20 protein-coding genes are annotated in these 20,782 nt (G+C 72.1%); 4 read left to right on the top strand and 16 right to left on the bottom strand.

Going from position 1 to position 20,782, the window contains the following annotated elements:
- Positions 1-8: 8 nt before the first annotated feature.
- From ACFV46_RS07845 to ACFV46_RS07805, 9 genes are all read right to left on the bottom strand, one after another.
- A complete protein-coding gene (locus tag ACFV46_RS07845) occupies positions 9-1,295 on the bottom strand; it encodes a PP2C family protein-serine/threonine phosphatase (protein WP_385497395.1) in 1,287 nt (428 codons plus the stop codon).
- Positions 1,295-2,098, bottom strand: coding sequence for an alpha/beta fold hydrolase (locus ACFV46_RS07840; RefSeq protein ID WP_385497394.1), 804 nt, complete (start codon positions 2,096-2,098; stop codon positions 1,295-1,297). Before ACFV46_RS07840 ends, ACFV46_RS07845 begins: the two co-directional genes overlap by 1 nt.
- A gap of 79 nt (positions 2,099-2,177) precedes the next feature.
- A complete protein-coding gene (locus ACFV46_RS07835) occupies positions 2,178-2,861 on the bottom strand; it encodes a response regulator (protein ID WP_151782481.1) in 684 nt (227 codons plus the stop codon).
- Positions 2,858-5,437 (bottom strand): ATP-binding protein, encoded by a 2,580-nt coding sequence (locus ACFV46_RS07830; protein ID WP_376726110.1) that lies wholly within the window; start codon positions 5,435-5,437, stop codon positions 2,858-2,860. The genes ACFV46_RS07835 and ACFV46_RS07830 overlap by 4 nt, the downstream gene beginning before the upstream one ends.
- A gap of 159 nt (positions 5,438-5,596) precedes the next feature.
- Positions 5,597-6,265, bottom strand: a complete 669-nt coding sequence (locus ACFV46_RS07825) for a potassium-transporting ATPase subunit C (protein WP_385497392.1) — start codon at positions 6,263-6,265, stop codon at positions 5,597-5,599.
- Between the two features lie 5 nt (positions 6,266-6,270).
- Positions 6,271-8,409, bottom strand: a complete 2,139-nt coding sequence (kdpB, locus tag ACFV46_RS07820; RefSeq protein WP_385497391.1) for a potassium-transporting ATPase subunit KdpB — start codon at positions 8,407-8,409, stop codon at positions 6,271-6,273.
- Positions 8,406-10,070, bottom strand: coding sequence for a potassium-transporting ATPase subunit KdpA (gene kdpA / locus ACFV46_RS07815; RefSeq protein WP_385497390.1), 1,665 nt, complete (start codon positions 10,068-10,070; stop codon positions 8,406-8,408). Before kdpA ends, kdpB begins: the two co-directional genes overlap by 4 nt.
- Before the next feature lie 8 nt (positions 10,071-10,078).
- Positions 10,079-10,168 carry a K(+)-transporting ATPase subunit F gene (kdpF, locus tag ACFV46_RS07810; protein ID WP_151782486.1) on the bottom strand — a complete coding sequence of 30 codons (90 nt, stop codon included), beginning with the start codon at positions 10,166-10,168 and terminating at the stop codon, positions 10,079-10,081.
- Complete coding sequence (locus ACFV46_RS07805) at positions 10,165-10,323, bottom strand: hypothetical protein (protein ID WP_283289009.1); 159 nt, start codon at positions 10,321-10,323, stop codon at positions 10,165-10,167. The genes kdpF and ACFV46_RS07805 overlap by 4 nt, the downstream gene beginning before the upstream one ends.
- Positions 10,324-10,410: 87 nt before the next feature.
- Between ACFV46_RS07805 and ACFV46_RS07800 the strand changes: the two genes are divergently transcribed.
- Complete coding sequence (locus tag ACFV46_RS07800; RefSeq protein WP_385497388.1) at positions 10,411-11,433, top strand: NUDIX domain-containing protein; 1,023 nt, start codon at positions 10,411-10,413, stop codon at positions 11,431-11,433.
- Between the two features lie 12 nt (positions 11,434-11,445).
- Here the strand turns inward: ACFV46_RS07800 and ACFV46_RS07795 are convergent, their stop codons facing one another.
- The 3 genes from ACFV46_RS07795 to ACFV46_RS07785 all read right to left on the bottom strand — a co-directional run bounded on the left by ACFV46_RS07795 (position 11,446) and on the right by ACFV46_RS07785 (position 13,685).
- The gene (locus ACFV46_RS07795; protein WP_361933173.1) at positions 11,446-12,165 is read right to left on the bottom strand and encodes an FAD binding domain-containing protein; all 720 of its coding nucleotides are present in this window, start codon (positions 12,163-12,165) and stop codon (positions 11,446-11,448) included.
- Positions 12,166-12,295: 130 nt separating this feature from the next.
- Entirely contained in the window at positions 12,296-12,748 is a 453-nt protein-coding gene (locus ACFV46_RS07790) for an SRPBCC domain-containing protein (protein WP_376726104.1), read from the bottom strand.
- Between the two features lie 94 nt (positions 12,749-12,842).
- Positions 12,843-13,685, bottom strand: coding sequence for a GntR family transcriptional regulator (locus ACFV46_RS07785; RefSeq protein ID WP_385497387.1), 843 nt, complete (start codon positions 13,683-13,685; stop codon positions 12,843-12,845).
- 260 nt (positions 13,686-13,945) lie between these two features.
- Between ACFV46_RS07785 and ACFV46_RS07780 the strand changes: the two genes are divergently transcribed.
- Positions 13,946-15,466, top strand: a complete 1,521-nt coding sequence (locus tag ACFV46_RS07780) for a beta-N-acetylhexosaminidase (protein WP_376726507.1) — start codon at positions 13,946-13,948, stop codon at positions 15,464-15,466.
- A gap of 72 nt (positions 15,467-15,538) precedes the next feature.
- Positions 15,539-16,969 (top strand): cellulose binding domain-containing protein, encoded by a 1,431-nt coding sequence (locus ACFV46_RS07775; RefSeq protein WP_361933169.1) that lies wholly within the window; start codon positions 15,539-15,541, stop codon positions 16,967-16,969.
- A 44-nt stretch (positions 16,970-17,013) separates the two neighbouring features.
- Here the strand turns inward: ACFV46_RS07775 and ACFV46_RS07770 are convergent, their stop codons facing one another.
- Together ACFV46_RS07770 and ACFV46_RS07765 are read right to left on the bottom strand one after the other, a co-directional pair.
- Positions 17,014-17,589, bottom strand: coding sequence for a transcriptional regulator (locus ACFV46_RS07770; protein ID WP_283289021.1), 576 nt, complete (start codon positions 17,587-17,589; stop codon positions 17,014-17,016).
- 90 nt (positions 17,590-17,679) lie between these two features.
- Positions 17,680-17,904: a hypothetical protein gene (locus ACFV46_RS07765; RefSeq protein ID WP_385497386.1), complete on the bottom strand. Its 225-nt coding sequence runs from the start codon at positions 17,902-17,904 to the stop codon at positions 17,680-17,682.
- 162 nt (positions 17,905-18,066) lie between these two features.
- Here ACFV46_RS07765 and ACFV46_RS07760 point away from each other — a divergent pair, with 162 nt between their 5' ends.
- On the top strand, positions 18,067-19,002 hold the full coding sequence (locus tag ACFV46_RS07760; protein ID WP_376726101.1) for a DMT family transporter: 936 nt from the start codon (positions 18,067-18,069) through the stop codon (positions 19,000-19,002).
- Positions 19,003-19,028: 26 nt separating this feature from the next.
- On the opposite strand, the gene ACFV46_RS07755 is transcribed toward ACFV46_RS07760, so the two are convergent.
- Both ACFV46_RS07755 and ACFV46_RS07750 read right to left on the bottom strand, forming a co-directional pair.
- Positions 19,029-19,739: a DinB family protein gene (locus ACFV46_RS07755; RefSeq protein ID WP_361933163.1), complete on the bottom strand. Its 711-nt coding sequence runs from the start codon at positions 19,737-19,739 to the stop codon at positions 19,029-19,031.
- A gap of 115 nt (positions 19,740-19,854) precedes the next feature.
- Positions 19,855-20,655 carry an endonuclease/exonuclease/phosphatase family protein gene (locus ACFV46_RS07750; protein WP_385497426.1) on the bottom strand — a complete coding sequence of 267 codons (801 nt, stop codon included), beginning with the start codon at positions 20,653-20,655 and terminating at the stop codon, positions 19,855-19,857.
- Between the last annotated feature and the right edge of the window lie 127 nt (positions 20,656-20,782).

The raw sequence follows: 20,782 nt of genomic DNA, 5'->3' as shown, positions 1-20,782 counted from the left end.
GCTGCTCGTCAGGTTTCGCTGGTCGGGTCGTAGGAGGAGGGGACGCCGATCGCGAGAAGGGCGGTGTCGTCGTCGAGGCCGTCCCCGAACCCCGTCAGCAGGCCGCCGAGGGCCTCGATGACGGCGTGCGGGGCCCGGCCGGCCTGCGTCGCGGCGAAGGCCAGGAGGGCCTCGTCGCCGTAGAGGCTGGTGCGGTCCTTGCCGGTACGGGCCTCGGTCAGCCCGTCAGTGTAGAGCAGCAGGGTGTCGCCGGGGCCGAGGGTGGTACTGGCGGCGGTGAAGGCCGCGCTGGGCAGCACACCGACGAGCAGCCCGCCCGGCGTGGGCAGGTACGCGGCGGTGCCGTCGGCGCGCAGCACCACGGCGGGCGGGTGGCCGCCGGAGGCGAGGTGGACGGTGAGGCGTCCGGTGGCCGGGTCGGGGTCGATCGTGCCGAATATGGCGGTGCAGTAGCGCGGGTCGCCGCCCGCGGCGTACCGCTCGTGCAGCACATGGTTGAGCGTGGTGAGCGCCGCGACGGGGTCCGGGTCGTGCAGGGCGGCGGCGCGCAGGGTGTAGCGGGTGAGCGAGGTGAGGGCCGCCGCCTGGGAGCCCTTGCCGCACACGTCGCCGAGGAAGAAGCCGTAGCGCTTGCCGTCCAGGGGGAAGACGTCGTAGAAGTCGCCGCCGAGCCGGTCCGGGGAGGCGGTGTGGTAGTGCGCGGCCGTCTCCGCTCCGGGCAGTTCCGGCAAGGTGGTGGGGAGCAGCGACTGCTGGAGCACGGCGATGGTGTCCTGCAGTCTGGCCCGGTCGGCCTCCGCCTGCCGGCGGGCCTCGTCGGCGGCCCGCTGCCGGCGCAGCAGCTCCTCCTCGTAGGCGCGCCGGTCCCGGGCGTCGAAGACGGTCGTGCGGATCAGCAGCGGCTCACCGGTGGTGCCGTGCTTGACGACGGAGGACACCAGGACGGGCATCCGGCCCCCGCCGGCCTGCTTGATCTCCAGGGCGATGCCGTTGATCTGGCCCTGCATGCGCAGCAGCGGCGCGAAGTGCGTCTCGTGGTAGAGCTTGCCGCCGACGGTCAGCAGGTCGGTGAAGCGCAGACGGCCGACCACGTCCTGCCGGGCCAGGCCGAGCCAGTCCAGCAGCGTGCTGTTGATCTTGGCGATCGTCCCGTCCATCAGTGTGGACAGGTAGCCGCACGGTGCGCTCTCGTACAAGTCCTCGGCACTGTCCTCCAGCAGGGCGGCGAAGGCGGCCTGCGCCGTCTTGTCGTCGTCGGCGTCGTGGGGGTCGGAGTGCTGCCCGGCCCGCGCCATCATCCTAGTCCGGCCAGGAACGCGGCGATGGCCTCGTTGGTGGCCTCCGGCGCGGACAGGTGGGGGCAGTGCCCGGTGGCGTCGAGTGTCACCAGCGTGGAGCCGGAGATCTCCCGGTGCACGTACGCGCCGACCTCCCGCGGGGCGATCACGTCCTGGGTGCACTCCAGCACGAGGGTGGGCACCCGCACCCGCTTCAGATCGTCGCGCGAGTCGGACAGGAACGTGGTCCGGGCGAAGATCCGGGCCATGTCGGGGTCGGTGGCGCAGAAGCTGTTGCGCAGCTCCTCGCCGAGCTCGGGGCGGTCTGCGTTGCCCATGATCACCGGGGCCATGGCCGCCGACCAGCCGAGGTAGTTGGACTCCAGGGAGCCCAGCAGCTCGTCGATGTCGTCCTCGCTGAAGCCGCCGCGGTAGCCGTCGTCGTCGATGTAGCGCGGAGAGGGCGCGACCATCACCAGGGCGCCGATGCGCTCCGGGGCGCGGTCGGCGGCGAGGACGCCGACCATCGCGCTGACGGAGTGCCCGACGAAGACCGCGTCGCGCAGGTCGAGCGCCTCGCAGACCTCGACGACGTCCTGGGCGTAGCCGTCCAGGGACCCGTAGCGGTCCTCGGAGAACGCGGACGCGTCGGAGCGTCCCGCGCCGACGTAGTCGAAGAGCACCACGCGGTAGTCGTCCACGAGCGCGGGCACGGTCAGCCGCCACATGTTCTGGTCGCAGCCGAACCCATGCGCAAGCACCACCGTGCGCCCCTGCGGGTTGCCGGTGACGGTGACGTTGTTCCTGCGCACTACATCCATACCGGCCAGTGTCTCAGCCTGCCCCCCGGGCATATGACACGGGGCCGTCCCGGGGGCCGGCGCTCCCTTCCTCCACGCCTCACTTCTCGAAGCGGTACCCCATTCCGGGCTCCGTGATGAAGTGCTTCGGATGCGACGGGTCCGCCTCCAGCTTCCGGCGCAGCTGGGCCATGTAGACGCGGAGGTAGTTCGTCTCCTTTCCGTACGACGGCCCCCAGACCTCCTGGAGCAGCTGCTTCTGGCCGACCAGGCGACCGGTGTTGCGTACGAGCACTTCCAGCAGCTGCCACTCGGTGGGGGTGAGCCGGACGTCCGCACCGCCGCGGTGGACCTTCTTGGCGGCCAGGTCCACGGTGAACGCGGCGGTCTCCACGACGACGTCGCCCTCGCCTCCGCCGGTGGGTTCGGCGCGACGGACCGCTGCGCGCAGCCGGGCGAGCAGCTCGTCCATGCCGAAGGGCTTGGTGACGTAGTCGTCGGCGCCCGCGTCGAGCGCCTCGACCTTCTCGTCGGAGGTGTGCCGGGCGGACAGCACGATGATCGGCACCCGGGTCCAACCGCGCAGGCCCTTGATCACCTCGACCCCGTCCATGTCGGGCAGTCCCAGGTCGAGGAGCACCACGTCGGGGTGGCGGGCGGCGGCGAGCTGAAGGGCGGTGGCACCGTCGTGGGCCGCGTCGACGTCGTACTTGCGCGCCTTGAGATTGATCACGAGCGCGCGCACGATCTGTGGCTCGTCCTCGACTACGAGCACCCGGGTCATGGAGTCCGCCTCTCGGTGTGTACGGGGTGGTGCGCCTGTGCGGTCCCGGCCGGAACGGGCTGGGGACGCCCCCTGCCCGTCCCTCCGGCACGCAGGGTGAGGACCATCGTCAGGCCGCCGCCGGGGGTGTCCTCGGCGGTGAGGGTGCCGCCCATGGCCTCGGTGAAGCCGCGGGCGACCGCGAGGCCGAGGCCGACTCCGTTGCCGCGCGGGGCGTCGCCGTGGCGCTGGAAGGGCGCGAAGATGCGTTCCTTGGCCTCGTCGGGGACCCCGGGACCGCGGTCCACCACCCGGACCTCCACCCTCTCGCCCAGGGCGCTGGCCGAGACCAGGACGGGCTCGCCCGCCGGACTGTACTTGACGGCGTTCTCGACGACGTTGGCGACGACCCGCTCGAGCAGGCCCTTGTCGGTGGCGACCATGGGCAGACTCTCCGGCACGTCCAGGACGACGGCCGACCCGGCGTCCGGTATGCCGCCCATCGCCACGGGGACCACCTCGTCCAGGTCGATGTCACGGATCAGCGGGGTGACGGTGCCGGTCTGCAGGCGCGACATGTCGAGGAGGTTGCCGACCAGGTGGTCGAGCCGGTCGGCGCCCTCCTCGATGGCGGCCAGCAGCTCGGCCCGGTCCTCCTCGGACCACTCCACGTCGTCCGAGCGCAGGGACGACACCGACGCCTTGATCCCGGCGAGCGGGGTGCGCAGATCGTGGCTGACGGCTGCCAGCAGCGCGGTGCGGATCCGGTTGCCCTCGGCCAGGACCTTGGCCCGCTCCGCCTCCTGCTGCAGCCGCCGGCGGTCCAGGACCACGGCGGCCTGGGCCGCGAACGCGGCCAGCACCCGGCGGTCGGACGCCGGCAGCACCCGCCCGGACAGCGCGAGGGCCATGTGGTCGCCCACGGGCATGTCGACGTCCGCGTCCTCGGGGCTCCGGGCGGGACGCGGCCCCGCACTGCCCGCACAGGTCCAGGGGTCGATGTCGCTGCTCCTCTCCAGCAGGGCCGCCGACTCCATGCCGAAGGTCTCCCGGACGCGCTCCAGCAGCGCCTCCAGGCTGGTCTCGCCGCGCAGCACGCTGCCGGCCAGGTAGGACAGGATCTCCGACTCGGCACGCAGCCGGGCGGCCTGCTGGGTGCGCCGGGCCGCCAGGTCCACCACCGACGCCACCGACACCGCGACACCGACGAAGATCACTATGGCGACGATGTTCTTCGGGTCGGCGATCGTGAGCGTGTGGAAGGGCGGCGTGAAGAACCAGTTCAGCAGGGCGGAGCCCACCACCGCCGAGGCCAGTGCCGGGTACAGGCCGCCGAGCAGGGCCGCCGCCACGGTCAGCGTCAGGAACAGCAGCATGTCGTTGGCCAGGCCGGCGTCGGACACCGAGAGCAGCAGGGTGAGCAGTACGGGTCCCACGACTCCGGCGAGCCAGCCCCACAGGACCCGTGTCCTGCCCAGCCGCGCGCCCCGCGCCACGGGCAGCCCGCGCCCTTTGCCCGCCTCGTCGTGCGTGATCAGGTGCACGTCCAGGTCGGGACCCGACTCCCGGGCCACCGTCGCGCCCACGCCCGGTCCGAACACGTACTGCCAGCTCTTGCGGCGCGAGACACCCAGCATGATCTGGGTCGCGTTCACCCCCCGCGCGAAGTCCAGCAGGGCCGCCGGGACGTCCTCACCCACCACGTGGTGGAAGGTGCCGCCCAGGTCCTCCACCAGGGTGCGCTGGACGGCCAGCTCCTTGGGCGAGGCCGCGGTCAGCCCGTCACCGCCGGCGACGTAGACGGCCAGCACCTCGCCGCCCGCGCCCTTCTCCGCCAGGCGGACCGCCCGTCGGATGAGGGTGCGGCCCTCGGGCCCGCCGGTCAGACCGACCACGATGCGCTCGCGCGAGCCCCAGATCCTCGACACCCGGTGCTCGTTGCGGTACTGGGTCAGGTACTCGTCGACCCGGTCGGCCACCCACAGCAGGGCCAGCTCCCGCAGGGCGGTGAGGTTGCCGGGCCGGAAGTACTGGGAAAGTGCCGCGTCCACCTTGTCCGGCGTGTAGACGTTGCCGTGCGCCATCCGCCGCCGCAGCGCCTGCGGCGACATGTCGACCAGCTCGATCTCGTCCGCGCGCCGGACCACTTCGTCCGGGACGGTCTCGCGCTGCCGCACTCCCGTGATCGACTCCACGACGTCGCCGAGGGACTCCAGGTGCTGGATGTTCACCGTCGATATCACGTCGACACCGGCCGCCAGCAGTTCCTCCACGTCCTGCCAGCGCTTGGCGTTGCGCGCACCGGGCACGTTGGTGTGGGCGAGCTCGTCCACCAGCGCCACCCGCGGACGCCGCGCCAGGACCGCGTCGACGTCCATCTCGGTGAAGAGGGTGCCGCGGTACTCCAGCTCCCGGCGGGGGATCTCCTCCAGGCCGTGCAGCATGACCTCGGTGCGCGGCCGCCCGTGGTGCTGCACGAAGGCCACCACGCAGTCGGTGCCGCGTTCGGTCCGGCGGTGTGCCTCGGACAGCATGGCGTACGTCTTGCCGACGCCCGGTGCGGCACCGAGGTAGATCCTGAGCTTCCCGCGTGCCATGTTCTCGTCTCTGCTCTCGTCGGCTCTCGTGTGCGGTTCCGGCAGGGGTGGGGGACGGGCTCACGCCTCGGGCGGGGGCCCGTCCCCGGACGGTGAGGAGGTGGCGGAGGTGGTGACACCCTCCTCCAGTGTGCGGCGGAGCCGGGCCGGGCGGCCCCGTCAGCCCTTCGCCAGGAGTTCCCTGAGCGCGATGTTGAGTTGCAGGACGTTCACGCGCGGCTCGCCCATGAAGCCGAGCGTGCGGCCCTCGGTGTGCTCGTCGACGAGCTTGTGCACCTGCGCGCTGGACAGGCCGTTCTTCTCGGCGACCCGGTGGACCTGGATGTCCGCGTACTGCGGGGAGATGTCCGGGTCGAGTCCGGAGCCGGAGGAGGTGACCGCGTCCGCGGGCACCTGGGACGGCTTCACCTTGTAGGTGCGCGTGGAGTTGTCCTTGACGACGGCGGCCTTGGCGTCCTTCACCCACTGGATGAGCTCTTCGTTGTCGCCGGAGCGGTTGGTCGCGCCGGACAGGATGAGCTTGTACCGGGTGTTGACGCTGTTGGTGCCGAGGCCGTTCTGCGGGCGGCCCTGGAACCACTTCAGGTCGGGCTCCGGGGTTTCCTGGCCCTTCTTCAGCGGCAGGTTGTACGCCTGGCCGATGAGGGACGAGCCGACGACTCTGCCGTCCGCCTTCGCCTCGGAGCCGTTCGCCCGGTCGTGGAACAGCCCTTGCGCGATGCCGGTGACGACCAGCGGATAGAGGACACCGGTCACCAGGGTCAGCACGAGGAGGGCGCGCAGGCCCGCTCCGAGCAGCCGGGCGGTGTTCGATACGGAGTTGTTCATGGCCTTCAACCGATTCCGGGGATGAGGGAGACGAGCGCATCGATGATCTTGATGCCGATGAACGGAGCCACCAGGCCGCCGAGGCCGTAGATCGTCAGGTTGCGCCGCAGCAGCCTGTCGGCGCTGACCGGCCGGTACTGCACGCCCTTCAGGGACAGCGGCACCAGGGCGATGATGATCAGCGCGTTGAAGATCACCGCGGACAGGATCGCGGAGTCCGGTGAGGACAGGCCCATGATGTTGAGCTTGTCCAGGCCGGGGTAGACGGCCGCGAACAGCGCGGGGATGATCGCGAAGTACTTGGCCACGTCGTTGGCGATGGAGAACGTCGTCAACGCGCCCCGTGTGATCAGCAGCTGTTTGCCGATCTCGACGATCTCGATGAGCTTGGTGGGGTCGGAGTCGAGGTCGACCATGTTGCCGGCCTCCTTGGCGGCCGACGTGCCGGTGTTCATCGCCACGCCCACGTCCGCCTGCGCGAGTGCCGGGGCGTCGTTGGTGCCGTCACCGGTCATCGCGACGAGCTTGCCGCCCGCCTGCTCCCGCTTGATGAGGGCCATCTTGTCCTCGGGGGTGGCCTCCGCGAGGAAGTCGTCGACGCCCGCCTCCTCGGCGATGGCCTTGGCGGTGAGCGGGTTGTCGCCCGTGATCATGACGGTCTTGATGCCCATGCGACGCAGCTCCTCGAACCGCTCCCGCATGCCGTCCTTGACGACGTCCTTGAGGTGGACGACGCCCAGGACACGGGCCCCTCGCGCGTCCTCGACCGCGACGAGCAGGGGCGTACCGCCCGCCTCGGAGATGTGGTTGGCGATCTCGTCGGCGTCCTCGGCGACGGTGCCGCCCTGCTCCTGGACCCAGGAGACGACCGAACCGGCCGCGCCCTTGCGGATCTTGCGCCCGTCGACGTCCACCCCCGACATGCGGGTCTGGGCGGTGAAGGCGATCCACTCGGCACCCACCAGCTCGCCCTGGTGGCGCTCGCGCAACCCGTACTTCTCCTTGGCGAGGACCACGATGGAGCGTCCTTCGGGTGTCTCGTCGGCCAGCGACGACAGCTGCGCCGCGTCGGCGACCTGTGCCTCGGTCGTGCCGCGCACGGGCACGAACTCGGCGGCCTGCCGGTTGCCCAGCGTGATGGTGCCGGTCTTGTCCAGCAGCAGGGTGGAGACGTCGCCGGCGGCCTCGACCGCCCGGCCCGACATGGCCAGCACGTTGCGCTGGACCAGGCGGTCCATGCCCGCGATGCCGATCGCGGAGAGCAGGGCACCGATCGTGGTCGGGATCAGGCAGACCAGCAGGGCGACGAGCACGACCATCGTCAGGTGCGTGCCCGCGTAGTCCGCCAGGGGCGGCAACGTGGCACAGGCCAGCAGGAAGACGATGGTCAGCGAGGCCAGGAGGATGTTGAGGGCGATCTCGTTCGGCGTCTTCTGCCGGGCCGCGCCCTCGACCAGGTTGATCATCCGGTCGATGAAGGTCTCGCCGGGCTTCGTCGTGATCTTTACGACGATGCGGTCGGAGAGGACCTTGGTGCCACCGGTGACCGCCGAACGGTCGCCGCCGGACTCGCGGATGACCGGAGCCGACTCACCGGTGACCGCCGACTCGTCGACGGACGCGACGCCCTCGACGACGTCGCCGTCGCCGGGGATGACGTCGCCGGCCTCGCAGACCACGCGGTCGCCGATCCTCAGATCCGTGCCGGGGACCTGCTCCTGAGAGCCGTCCGGGAGGAGCCGCCGGGCCACCGTTCCGGTCTTGGCCTTGCGCAGGGTGTCGGCCTGCGCTTTGCCGCGGCCCTCGGCGACGGCCTCCGCCAGGTTGGCGAAGACGACCGTCAGCCACAGCCAGGCACTGATGGTCCAGCCGAACCAGTCACCGGGGTCCGTGAAGGAGAAGGCGGTGGTCAGGACGGAGCCGACCAGGACCACGAACATGACGGGCGACTTGATCATCACCCGCGGGTCGAGCTTGCGGAACGCGTCCGGCAGGGAGGTGACGAGCCGGCGGGGGTCGAAGAGGCCCGCGCCCACGCGGCCTCGGGGGATCGGGTGCTCCGGGGGCGCGTCGCTGTGCGGCGCCCGGGTCGGAGTGGTGGCTGTGGACATCGTGTCCTCTTGCTTCTGTGTACGCGTGGTCATGCCGCCAGCCCTTCGGCGAGCGGGCCCAGCGCGAGCGCCGGGAAATACGTCAGACCGGTGATGATCAGGATCGTGCCCACCAGCAGGCCCGTGAACAGGGGCTTCTCGGTGCGCAGGGTGCCCGGCGTCGCCGGGATCGGCCGCTGCCCGGCGAGCGAGCCCGCCAGCGCCAGGACGAACACCATCGGCAGGAACCGGCCGAGCAGCATCGCGAGGCCGATCGTGGTGTTGAACCACTGGGTGTCCGCGTTCAGGCCGGCGAAGGCCGAGCCGTTGTTGTTGGCGCCCGAGCTGTAGGCGTAGAGGATCTCGCTGAAACCGTGCGCGCCGGAGTTGGTCATCGAGTGGCCCGGCGTCGGGAGAGCCATCGCGGCTGCGGTGAGGACGAGCACCAGGGCCGGGGTGACCAGGATGTAGCAGGCGGCCAGCTTGATCTCGCGGGTGCCGATCTTCTTGCCCAGGTACTCCGGCGTACGGCCCACCATCAGACCCGCGACGAACACCGCGATGACGGCCATGATCAGCATGCCGTACAGGCCGGAGCCCACACCACCGGGTGCTATCTCACCGAGCTGCATGCCCAGCAGTTGGATGCCGCCGCCGAAGCCCGTGAAGGAGGACTGGGCGGAGTTGACCGCACCGGTCGAGGTGAGGGTCGTGGCGACAGCCCAGATCGACGAGGCACCGACGCCGAGCCGCACCTCCTTGCCCTCCATGGCGCCGCCCGCCAGGTCGAAGGCGGGTCCCGGGTGGGCGAACTCGGTCCACATCATCAGCGCGGTGAAGCCCAGCCAGATCGTGGCCATCGTGCCGAGGATCGCGTACCCCTGCCGCGGGGAACCGACCATCCGGCCGAAGGTCCGGGTCAGCGAGAACGGGATGACCAGGATCAGGAAGATCTCGAAGAGGTTGGAGAACGGGCTCGGGTTCTCGAAGGGGTGGGCGGAGTTCGCGTTGAAGTAGCCGCCGCCGTTCGTGCCGAGCTCCTTGATGGCCTCCTGGGAGGCGACCGCGCCGCCGTTCCACTGCTGCGCTCCGCCCATGAACTGGCCGACCTCGTGGATGCCGGAGAAGTTCTGGATCACGCCGCACGCGACCAGCACGATCGCGGCGACAGCCGCGATGGGCACCAGGATGCGGGTCACCCCGCGCACCATGTCGGCCCAGAAGTTGCCCAGCTCACCGCTGCGCGAGCGCGCGAAGCCCCGTACGAGCGCCACGGCGACGGCCATGCCGACGGCGGCGGAGACGAAGTTCTGCACCGCGAGTCCGGCGGTCTGCACGACGTGGCCCATGGCCTGCTCGCCGTAGTACGACTGCCAGTTGGTGTTCGACACGAAGGACGCCGCGGTGTTGAACGCCTGGTCCGGGTCGATGGCGGAGAAGCCGAGCGAGCCCGGCAGCACGCCCTGCAGCCGCTGCAGCAGATAGAGGAACAGGACGCCTGCGGCGGAGAAGGCGAGCACCCCGCGCAGGTAGGCGGGCCAGCGCATCTGCGCGCCGGGGTCGGCGCCGATGGCCTTGTAGATCCACTTCTCCACGCGCCAGTGCCGGTCGGAGGAGTAGACCCTGGCCATGTGGTCGCCGAGGGGACGGTGGGCGAGCGCCAGTGCCGCTGTGAGGGCGAGCAGTTGGAGCACGCCGGCGAGTACGGGACCCATGTCGGCTCTCAGAACCTCTCCGGGAAGATCAGGGCGAGGACGAGACAGCCCAGCAGGGCGACGGCCACGATCAGGCCGACGACGTTCTCGGCGGTCACAGCTTCGTCACCCCCTTGGCGATGAGAGCCACCAGCGCGAACACCGCGATCGTGGTGACGACGAAGGCCACATCGGCCATCGCGAACTCCTGGATGAGATTCGGCGGTACATCGGACGAGGAAAGGAAAACTCCGCGCCGGCCGGATTCGGCCACCGTTGACGGGTCCCTTACGGCGGCCGGGAGATCTTTGACGCGTCCCTTACGCCGCCTCACCTTGTTCGCCGTACCGGAGGTTTCTCGATGCCGCAGACCACCAGCCCGGACGACTCCCGACCGTGGCCCGTCGACGCGCCGCTCGGCGACCTGCGCGGGCTGCGGGTCCTCGACCTCGGCTGTGGAACGGCCCGGCACGCCGCCCACCTCGTGCGCGACCGGGGCGCGCGCGTGGACGCCGTGGACTCCTCGCCCTCAGGGATCGAACGCGCCCGGGCCCGCTACGGCGATCTGCCCGGGCTCACCCTGGTGTGCGCGGACGCCGTGGAGCACCTGCGGACGGCGGACCCGTACGACGTCGTCCACGCCGTTGACACCCTGCCCTCCATGGACCCGCACCGGCTGCTGCCCGAACTGGCCAGGTCTCTCAAGCCCGGCGGCCGGCTCTGCTTCACCGTCCCGCACACCGATGCGGCCGGGCACGACCCCGGTAGCGAGGCGGGGGTGCCGACCACCGACGTGTGGACGGAGCTGCTGCTGAGGTACGGGTTCGAGGTGGAGTCCGTCACCGAACTGGACACGCCGGAGGAGGCGGACCACGCCTCCTCCCTGCTGTTCCAGGCCCGCCGGCCGGCCCGCGTCACCTCCCGGCCCCGGACCACGCGCCCGCCCGTGCCGCACGCGGCCATCGGGGTCGGAGCCGTGGTGCTGGGTTCGCGAGGACTGCTCCTGGGCCGGCACCGGCGGGGCACCCTGGAGCTGCCCGGCGGCACCGTGGAGCCGGGCGAGTCGCTGCGGGAGACCGTGGTGCGGGAGCTCGCCGAGGAGACCGGGCTGGTCGCCGACCCGGCCGACGTACGGCTCCTCGGCACGCTGGTCGACCAGGTCGGCGGGGTCGTGCGGATGACCGTCGGCGCCGTCGTCACCGCGTGGCGGGGAACGCCGGCCGACCAGCCCGACGAGTCCGTCGGCGACTGGCGCTGGTGGCCCCTGGACGCGCTGCCGCCCGGCCTGTTCGAGTGCAGCGCCCAGATCCTCACCGCCTGGCGGCCCGACCTGCCCATCGATCACACGCCCGCCCACTTCACGCCGTTCGCGGACGCGCCCTGAGGGGTCCCGGTGTCAGGGGCGCGGTCCGCCCGTCAGAGCCGTGACCTGTGAGCGGATCACGTCCCACGCCGGGGCCGGGAGGTCGTCCAGGGCCGTGGCCCGCAGCTCGTCCAGGGTTTCCGCCGGGTCGTCCGACGCGGTGGCCTGCGCGTCGACCACCTCGTAGCCGTCACGGACGGCTACGCGCAGCGCGACGCGGCCGCCGTCCCCCTCGTGCGCGGCCGAGGCGACCACCAGCGGCGGCTCCCCGCCCGGCGCACCGTCCAGTTTCCGGAAGGTGCTGGCGAGCGGGGGGCGCCAGCTGAGGCTGAGCAGCAGCGGGCGCTTGGCCACCAGCTCGGACAGGTCCGTCTCGCGGACGCCGTCGGTCTCCAGCACCGTCGCCCGGGCGTCCAGGACGAGGGCCGCGGGGAGCAGACAGCGCAGGGTGCTGCCGACGACGTTGCCGCCGACGGTCGCGCTGCGGCGGACCGCTCCGGTGCCCACGCCGCCGGCGGCCAGCCGCAGGACGTCCGGGACGCGGTCGTCCATCCGCGCGAGGACCACGGCGGCGCCGACGGCGTCGCGCGTGAGGACGTTGGCCTCGGGGACCTCCCGCAGCGACATCGCGGTGCCGGGGAATCCGTCCCGTTGCCAGGTGGCCCACAGCAGCGTGGCCCCGCCGATCGGCACCGCCCCCTCCGCCAGACACTCCCGTGCTTCGGCCACAGACGTGGGCAGACGCAACAGCACCGACACCACCCTGCCTCTCTCGAGATCCGGATCGGGACCACGGACGGCTGGTTCCGGCCACCCGCCCCGCCGGTAAGACAATCTCCGGAAAGGGGGGCGCGTACAGGGCTCACACGCGCACGCGGTCCGCTCAGCTCCTCGCCGCGCCGGCCAGGAAGGCGCCGAGGCTGTCCAGGAGCATCGTGCTGCCCTGTTCGGACATGTCGCGCTCCTCGGCGGTGGGGCTGGTCTGGCGAACGACGATCTCGGTGCGGTCGCCGTCGCGGGCGGCGAGCTCGACCGTCATCACGGCCGGATCGGGCCGTCCGGGCACGTCCATGCCGACGACCAGCCGCCGGTCCGGGTCCACGTCGAGGTAGGAGCCGGTGAGGGGGAACCTGCTGCCGTCCGGCGTGACCATCGTGGCCTTCCACGCCCCGCCCGGGCGGACGTCCATCGCGACCGAGCCGGGCTCGGCGCCCGCCCACCGGCCGTACTGGTCGGCGATCGTCCACGCCTGCCACACGGCCTTCACGGGCGCGTCCAGGGTGCGGGTGAGGGTGTAGGAGAAGCCGTCGGCCGGGGTGTTCCGCTGGGTGCTCATGTCCGTCTCCTCGGTACGTCGTGACGAGTGTCGCCCTGATGGACGTCCGGGGGCCGGAGAACTCATCGGTGCCGCGGGGCGGCGCGTCCCCGCCTCACCGTTCGTCGTGCACGTCCCCCCGCGCGGTGACGACGACGGCCTCGCGCGGCGGGAAGGCGCCGGGCGGCATGCCGGGGATGGGGCCCGTCGGGGCCGTGTGCTCGTCGGGGGCGGGCACGCCCAGGGTGAGCCGGGTGACGATGCGGTAGCGGTCGCCCCGGTAGAGGGAGTGGACGTACTCGACGGCCCGGCCGTCCGTGTCGTAGGTGAGGCGCTCGAAGAGGAGCGCGGGCGACAGATGCGGGACGCCGAGGATCCTCGCCTCCGCCTGGCTGACCACGGTCGGCTCCATGGTCTGCGCCGCCTCGCTCACGCGAACCCCGTGCCGGTCGTGCAGATGCTCGTACAGGTCGCCGGCCTCCAGTTCGCGTTCGGTGAGCGCGGGCACCAGTCCGGCCGGGATGTGCAGGTGCTCGATGGCCATGGGGGCGCCGTCGACCAGGCGCAGCCGGGCCACGTAGACGACCTCGGCGGCGGGTGACAGGCGCAGCTTGCGGCCGACGCGGGCACCGGCGGCGATGGTGGTGAACTCCAGCAGGCGGCTGGTCCAGACGCCGGACGCGCGGGGGACGGCCATGGTGCGGTGGTCGGGCACCAGTTCCTGGGTGATCTTCTCCGGCGCCACGAACATGCCGCGCCCGTGCTCACGCACCAGCAGCCCGGCGGCGACGAGTTCGTCCACGGCGGTACGCAGGGTGGGCCGGGACACCTGGAGCGCCGCGCACAGCGTCCGCTCCGACGGGATGGCGTCGCCGGGGCGCAGCGACTCCATGAGCCCGAGGATGTGGTCGCGGACGCGCTCCCGTTTGAGCACCGCCCCCGGATCGCCCGCCTTCATGCCGCCGCCCCCAGCCCGCACTCGCTCAGCACACCTGACCAGTTCACCCACTGGTCAGACGCAGTGTAGCCGTCAAGTCACCCCCGAGTGGGAGCAGTACGGGATTCCTGCGGTCAACAACGCCTTCTGCGGGGAGGGTTGACGCCTCAATTGGTCTATGCCACCTTCATCGACCAGTGAGAGGTCACCTCACCAGTGGCCCACTGGTCAAGTCGCTCGGCACAGGTCCACCGAGACGGGAGACATCCGTGCCCGCACCCATGCCCCCGGCGCTGCCGCTGCTCCCCCGCCCCACCCGCGCCCACGCCCGGGGCGGCCGTTTCACCCTGGACGCCGGCACCGGCGTACGCGTCGGCGACGGCGCCGAGCCCGCGGCCCGCCTGCTGCGCGAGCTGCTGGGCCCCGCCACCGGACTCCCGCTGCACCACGCCGAGGACGGGGCGGTCGTCCTGACGCTCGACCCCGCGCTCACCGGGCTCGGCGACGAGGGGTACGGGCTGACGGTGGGACCCCGCTCGGTGCTGCTGCGCGCGGCGCGGCCCACCGGGCTGCTGCGCGGCGTGCAGACGATCCGTCAGCTCCTGCCGGTCGAGGCCCTGTCGGCGTCCTCGCGGGCCGGGGTGCGCTGGTCGCTGCCGTGCGCCGAGATCACCGATGTCCCGCGCCACCGGTGGCGCGGCGCGATGCTCGACGTGGCCCGGCACTTCCAGCCGGTGGAGTACCTCCGCCGCTACGTCGACCTGCTCGCCCTGCACAAGATCAACGTCTTCCATCTGCATCTCACCGACGACCAGGGCTGGCGGATGCCGGTGCCGGCGTACCCCAAGCTCACCGAGATCGGCGGCCACCGGTCCCGCTCCCCCGTCGGCGTCGACGGGGACACCTACGACGGGGTGCCGCACGGCGGCGCCTACACCCGGGCCGAGCTCACGGGCCTCGTGGCGTACGCGGCGGCCCGCGGCGTCACCGTGGTACCCGAGATCGAGATGCCGGGGCACGTCCGGGCCGCCCTGGCCGCCTACCCGCATCTGGGCAACCGGCCCGGCCGGACCCTGGACGTGTGGACCAGGTGGGGGGTCTGCGACACCGTCCTCGGCGTGCACGACGAGGTGTTCGACTTCTGCCACACCGTGCTGGACGAGGTGATGGATGTCTTCCCCTCCCCCTACGTCCACATCGGCGGCGACGAGGTGCCCGTCACCGAGTGGGCGGCGAGCGCCGAGGCCGCGGCCCGCGTGCGCGAGGAGGGCCTGGAAGGACCCGGCGCGCTGCACGGCTGGTTCCTCGCCCGCGTCGGCGCGTTCCTGGTCCGCAACGGACGCCGCCCGGTCGCCTGGGCCGAGACCGGCGGCGAACTCCCGGACACGTTCACGGTGATGGCCTGGCGCGACCCGGCGCACGCCCTCGCCGCCGCGCGACGCGGTCTCGACGTCATCAACGCCGACCACCGCCGCACCTATCTCGACCACCCCCAGCGCGCCGGGGCGCAGGAGCTGCCGGCCCAGCCCGGAGCCGTCGTCACGCTCCGGGACGTCCACGCCCACGACCCGGTCCCCGAGGCGGCCACCCCTCAGGCCGCCGCCCATGTCCTCGGCGCGCAGGCCCAGGTGTGGACGGAGTACGCGACGACCCCCGCGCGCCTGGAATACCTCACCTACCCCCGGTTGTGCGCCCTGGCGGACCGCGCCTGGAGCGGACCCACGCCCTGGACCGAGTTCCGCTCACGTCTCGACCGGCACCTCGCGCGCCTCGACGCGCTCGGTGTGCCCCGCCACCCCTGAGACCGCACCCCCACAGCACGGCCCTGATTTCCGAGCACGACGAACCCCACATCCCGTCCGGAAGGAATCGGCATGACGTCCCGAACCACACCGAGCAGACTGCGGGTCGCCCTGGCGGCAGCCGTGGCCGCCGCCCTCGGCACCGCCGGTCTCACCGCCCTGCCCGGCTCCGCGAGCGCCGCCGCCGCGGGCGTGAGCGTGCAGTACCGGACCAGCGCCACGGGCGCCACCGCGGACCAGGCGGAACCCTGGCTGAAGGTCAGGAACACCGGCAGCTCGGGCCTGCCGCTGAGCTCCGTCAAGCTGCGCTACTACTTCAAGGCCGACGCGGCCGGGACCGCCTACCGCTTCGCCTGTTCCTGGGCGGTGAAGGGCTGCGCCAACATCACCGGGACGTTCGGGACACCGGCCCACCCGACGGCCACCGCCGACCGTTACCTGGAGATCGGCTTCACGGCGGGGGCCGGCACGCTCGCCCCGGGCGCCGACACCGGGGACATGCAACTGCGCTTCCACCGGGCGGACTGGCAGACGCTGCGGCAGAGCGACGACTACTCCTTCGGCGCCTCCCAGACCTCGTACGCGGACTGGACGAAGGTCACCGCCTCGGTCTCGGGCAGCACCGTCTGGGGCACCTCTCCCGTCGGCGACGACCCCACCGATCCCCCGACCGACCCGCCCACCGACCCCCCGGCGGGCGGACAGAGCCTGTTCGACGACTTCAGCTACAGCTCGTCCAGCGACCCGAGGATCTCGGCGAACGGCTGGAACGTGCGCTCCAACGCGGGCGGCCCCGGCGTGCCCGGCGCGACCTGGGCCCCGGAGAACGTCACCTTCGCCGCCTCCGGCGGCAACTCCGTGATGAACCTGCGGACCTCGACCGCGGGCACACCCGAGAGCACCAAGCAGACCGAAGTCCTCACCAAGGCCATGAAGTTCCGCAACGGCACCTACGCGGCGCGGGTCCGGTTCTCCGACGCGCCGGTGTCCGGGCCGGACGGGGACCGCCTGGTGCAGACGTTCTTCACCATCAACGACCTCAAGGCCCCGATGGCCGACGACTACGCGGAGTACGACTTCGAGTACCTGCCCAACGGCGGCTGGGGCGAGCCCGCCAACATCCTGTACACGACGTCCTGGGAGACGTACAACCCCGACCCCTGGCAGGCCGTCAACCAGCACAGCGAGTCCCGGCAGAGTTACGCCGGCTGGCACGACCTGGTGCTGACCATCGACGACAGCTCCATCAAGTACTACGTCGACGGGCAGCTGTTCGGCACCCACGACGCCGCCTATCTGCCCGAGCGGCCCATGTCGATCAACTTCAACCAGTGGCTGATCGACCTCGCCGGCCAGACCAGCACCACGCCCCGCTCCTACGACGAACAGGTCGACTACGTCCTGCACGTCAAGGACCAGGTCCTCACCCCGGCGCAGGTCACGGCCAAGGTCGGCGCCTACCGGGCGGCGGGCACGACGTTCGAGGACAAGGTGCCCGGCTAGCGAGGTGGGCCACGCGGCACGTGCCTCTGGGTGGAACGCCTGCGTCAGGCGGCGAAGCCGATGTTGGTCACGTACTCGTACTGGCCCCATTCGGAACCGAGGTCCACGGTCGCGTCGTTGACCCACGCCTCGTCCAGGGCGGCGGAGTCGTCCCGCGCCCACGCCTCGACGATCCGGTCCCAGTGGCGGACGTTCAGCGTCCGGTACTCCACCACCCGCTGCCTGGGGCGGTCCACCTGGGACTGGTTCACCGGGTGGAACTCGACGCGGGTGCCGCGGCCCGCACGGTTCAGGCGGGCCAGCAGGTAGCGGGCGACGTTGTGGCGGCGTACGGACCGGTACGCCGCCTCGATGTTCTCCAGGTTCCTGCGCGACGGGCTGCGCCGGCCCGCCAGCCACGCCTTCAGCGTCCGGTCGGTGACGGTCAGTCCGGCCGCGCGGGCCGCCAGACGGGCGTGCTCGGTGCGGGTGAGGTAGTGCAGGCGGGCGAGCAGACCACGGCGCTGGGTGATCGGCGTGGCGACGAATCCGGCGAGCGTGTCGAGCCGGCGGGCGACCGCCTCGTGCCCCTTGAGGCCCTGCGCCCCGTACTTGCCGAACTCGAGGTTGCGCTCCGGCATCCGACCACTCTCACTCGCGCACCGACACGGATCTGCTGTCGGCCGTGAGCTTACCCACCGCGGCGGTGCGGTCCGCCGGGGCCACCCGGGTCACTCGCGCGCGGGATGCCACCCGTCGGGGCCGTCGCCCCGCCACTCGATCAGCGCCGACCGCCGCACCCAGTCGTCGTCCACGTCGTCCAGGCCCGCGAGGCGCAGGAACTCGACGATGTCCAGCAGGCCGTAGGCCATCCCCACGAACTGCTCGTTCACACGGACGCGCCGGCCGCCGTCCTCGGCGGCCGGGTAGATGACGATGGGCTGTGCGCTGACCATGGGACCAGGGTGGGGCCTGTGCCGGGTCCGCGCATGCGGGCCGCCTCGTGTGCCGTCCGGGGCGCGGCCGCCGTCAGGAGGCGGAGGCGCGGGGTGAACGCACACCGGCGGGCGCACCGCCCCGCGCGCTCCGATCGCGCTCCTGCCGTGCCCCAGGTGAGGATGGCGGGAGCAGGAAACCGGCGCGTTCGGGAGGTGGCCACGCTGGGCACGGTGCTCCCTGTCGTCTTCGCGGTCTGTGCCGCCCTGAGCAACGCCGTGGCGACGGTGCTCCAGCGCAAGGCGGCGCTCACCGTGCCCAGCTCGCAGGGGCTGCGGGCCGGGCTGATCCTCGATCTGCTGCGCCGGCCGATCTGGCTGTTCGGCATCCTCGCGGTCATCGGGGCCGCCGTCTGCCAGGCGGTCGCGCTGGCGACCGGGCCGCTGACGATCGTGCAGCCGCTGTTCGTGCTGGAGCTTCCGCTGACGCTGATCGTGGCGGCCCTGCTGATGCGGCGGCGGCTGCCGGGGGCGGGCTGGGTGGCGGTGACCGTGGTGGTCGTGGGGCTGGGGGTCGCCCTCGCCGCCGCCGCGCCCTCCGGCGATCGCACCCGGGTGTCCCTGGAACGGTGGATCCCCGCGCTCGCCGTCTGCGCGGGCCTGGTCGCCGCCCTCACCGTGATGGCGCTCAGACGCCCACGCGGGCCCGCCCGGGCAGCCTGCCTGGGGGCCGCCACCGCGATCAGCTACGCGATGACGGCGGCCCTGCTCAAGGCGTCCACGCATCTTCTCGACGAGGACGGGATCGTCGCCTTCCTCACCGCCTGGCAGACGTACGCCTTCGCCGTGACCGGGGTGTGCGCGCTGTTCCTGCTGGAGAACGCGATGCAGGCCGGGCCCCTGGTCGCCTCCCAGCCCGCGCTCACCCTGGGCGACGCGGCGGTGAGCCTCGCGCTCGGCATCACCCTGTACGAGGAGACCGTCCGCTCCGGCTGGTGGCTCGTTCCGCAGGTGCTCGGGGTCTCGCTGATCGCGGTGGGGATCGTCGCCCTGTCCCGGACGGCGCTCAACCAGTCTCTGGTGGCGACGGACGAAGACGAACAGGAACCGGTCACGTAGAGATGCCCCCTGCTGACCCCGTCCGCTCAGGCGGAGCGCGCCTGCCACAGGTCGCGGAGGAGGGCTATCTCCGCCATGTGGTGGATGAACTCCAGGTTGGCGCCCCAGAGCACGGCCGCGTACGGCTCGTCCGGGTCGGAGCCGTACGGGTACTGGGAGAAGCCGATCGTGTCGAGCTGCTCCTGGGTCACCGAGCCGACGGCGCGGCGCCAGCGGTCGACCGACTCCCAGAAGCGCTCGAGCGCGATCGCGGCGGACGGGCTGAAGTCGACCATCCGCTTCGGGTCCTGACGCCGTTCGCCGAAGGCCCACTCCCAGTGCCCGGCGAAGCCGTAGTGCAGATGGCCCAGCCGCCAGGCGATGGTGGTGACCGGCGTCCGGTCGGGCTCGACGGGGCCGGTGTGGGCGAGGACCTCCTCGACCCGCTCGACGGAGACGCTCCAGTCCTCGGCGACCTTCTCGACGCTCATGCCGTCGGCGACCTGCCGGGCGACCTCGGCGTACTCGCTCGCCGGGATGTCCGCGGCGCCCAGGTCGAGCACCCACTCCCCCGGCCCGAACGCCCTGGGGGTCGTCGCCTCGCCGCGCGGACGGATCGACCAGCAGCCGGGCGCCGGCTCCCACAGGTACTCCTCGTCGGTGAGCCCGGTCAGCCGGACCTCCGCCATCTCCCGGGCGCGGTCGAACTGGTCGAGCAGCAGTCCGAGCCGGTCCGTCCTCATGCCGCCGATCTCCATGCCTGGCCCCTTCGCCGGTGCGCCGCCGCGCGGTCATGTCCCCCTGTGGGCACGCCGCTTCACGGACAGGCGGAGGGTAGTGGCCCGCCCGGCGGGAACGCGAACGATTTCCGCGTCAGGGCACGTCCACCTCGGCGAGCAGCGGGTGGTGGTCGGAGTACACGGTGGGCCGCACCCCGTGCTCGACCGGGTCGACGCCGCGCAGGAAGACGTAGTCGAACTTGCTCTGCCAGTCCGTGGTCGGCTCGCACGGGCCCGTGGGTGTGGGGCGGCACTCGGGGTCGACGTCGGTGGCCACCTTCCACATCGGCCCGAGTTCGGGCGCCTCCGGCACGGCGTTGAAGTCGCCCAGCACGACGGCGCGGTCGAAGCGGGCGACCTCGCGGGCGAGCACGGGGACCTGTTCCGCCCGGACGGACTCCTGACGCCGTTGCGCGAGATGGGTGTTGAAGACGCGGATCGGCCGGCCGTCCACGAGGGTGGTGACCGCCAGATAGCCGCGGTCCTCCGAACCGCCGTCGGGGTACTCCCGTCGCACCACGTCCGTCATCGGCGCGGCGGAGAGGATCGCCTGCCCGAAGCCGCCCGGGTTCCACGGCGGTCCGCCGCAGCGGCTCAGGCTGTCGAGCACCGTCCCGTACGCCACGTGGTACTCCAGGCCGTAGTAGGCCTCAAGGAAGTCCCGTATCCGGGCGACGTCCCGGTCGCACGCCTCCTGCACCCCGACGACCTGCGGCGCGTAGGTGGCGATCTCCGCCGCCCGGTCGACGTCGCTGACCCCGCAGGGGTTGCAGAGGTTCCACGTCATCACCCGGTTCGGCACGACGGCCTCGGCCGCGTCCACGGGCAGCGCCCTGGCGAAGACGGCCCCGCTGGGCGCGCTGGGGCCCACGAGCACCACGCAGGCCACGATCATGGCGGCCACGAACAACCGCGTGCCCCGTCCCCGCACCCTCGCCTCCTCGCAGCGTACGGACGCCACTTCGGCGTCCTCAGGCACGAGGGTAGGCGACGGACCTGTCGGCGCCGTGTGAGAGCAGGGG

The sequence above is a fragment of the Streptomyces sp. NPDC059852 genome, assembly GCF_042731455.1.
Taxonomy (GTDB): domain Bacteria; phylum Actinomycetota; class Actinomycetes; order Streptomycetales; family Streptomycetaceae; genus Streptomyces.
This window is presented reverse-complemented; position numbering and strand designations above follow the sequence as displayed.

What these genes read in the sequence shown, in the direction of transcription:
- ACFV46_RS07840 (WP_385497394.1), bottom strand. Translation starts at nt 2,098, where the DNA reads ATGGATGTAGTGCGCAGGAACAACGTCACCGTCACCGGCAACCCGCAG.
- kdpB (WP_385497391.1), bottom strand. Translation starts at nt 8,409, where the DNA reads ATGACCACGCGTACACAGAAGCAAGAGGACACGATGTCCACAGCCACC.
- ACFV46_RS07750 (WP_385497426.1), bottom strand. Translation starts at nt 20,655, where the DNA reads ATGATCGTGGCCTGCGTGGTGCTCGTGGGCCCCAGCGCGCCCAGCGGG.
- ACFV46_RS07835 (WP_151782481.1), bottom strand. Translation starts at nt 2,861, where the DNA reads ATGACCCGGGTGCTCGTAGTCGAGGACGAGCCACAGATCGTGCGCGCG.
- ACFV46_RS07760 (WP_376726101.1), top strand. Translation starts at nt 18,067, where the DNA reads ATGGCGGGAGCAGGAAACCGGCGCGTTCGGGAGGTGGCCACGCTGGGC.
- ACFV46_RS07825 (WP_385497392.1), bottom strand. Translation starts at nt 6,265, where the DNA reads ATGAACAACTCCGTATCGAACACCGCCCGGCTGCTCGGAGCGGGCCTG.
- ACFV46_RS07765 (WP_385497386.1), bottom strand. Translation starts at nt 17,904, where the DNA reads ATGGTCAGCGCACAGCCCATCGTCATCTACCCGGCCGCCGAGGACGGC.
- ACFV46_RS07845 (WP_385497395.1), bottom strand. Translation starts at nt 1,295, where the DNA reads ATGGCGCGGGCCGGGCAGCACTCCGACCCCCACGACGCCGACGACGAC.
- ACFV46_RS07785 (WP_385497387.1), bottom strand. Translation starts at nt 13,685, where the DNA reads ATGAAGGCGGGCGATCCGGGGGCGGTGCTCAAACGGGAGCGCGTCCGC.
- ACFV46_RS07790 (WP_376726104.1), bottom strand. Translation starts at nt 12,748, where the DNA reads ATGAGCACCCAGCGGAACACCCCGGCCGACGGCTTCTCCTACACCCTC.
- ACFV46_RS07755 (WP_361933163.1), bottom strand. Translation starts at nt 19,739, where the DNA reads ATGGAGATCGGCGGCATGAGGACGGACCGGCTCGGACTGCTGCTCGAC.
- kdpA (WP_385497390.1), bottom strand. Translation starts at nt 10,070, where the DNA reads ATGGGTCCCGTACTCGCCGGCGTGCTCCAACTGCTCGCCCTCACAGCG.
- ACFV46_RS07800 (WP_385497388.1), top strand. Translation starts at nt 10,411, where the DNA reads ATGCCGCAGACCACCAGCCCGGACGACTCCCGACCGTGGCCCGTCGAC.
- ACFV46_RS07830 (WP_376726110.1), bottom strand. Translation starts at nt 5,437, where the DNA reads ATGGCACGCGGGAAGCTCAGGATCTACCTCGGTGCCGCACCGGGCGTC.
- ACFV46_RS07770 (WP_283289021.1), bottom strand. Translation starts at nt 17,589, where the DNA reads ATGCCGGAGCGCAACCTCGAGTTCGGCAAGTACGGGGCGCAGGGCCTC.
- ACFV46_RS07775 (WP_361933169.1), top strand. Translation starts at nt 15,539, where the DNA reads ATGACGTCCCGAACCACACCGAGCAGACTGCGGGTCGCCCTGGCGGCA.
- ACFV46_RS07780 (WP_376726507.1), top strand. Translation starts at nt 13,946, where the DNA reads ATGCCCCCGGCGCTGCCGCTGCTCCCCCGCCCCACCCGCGCCCACGCC.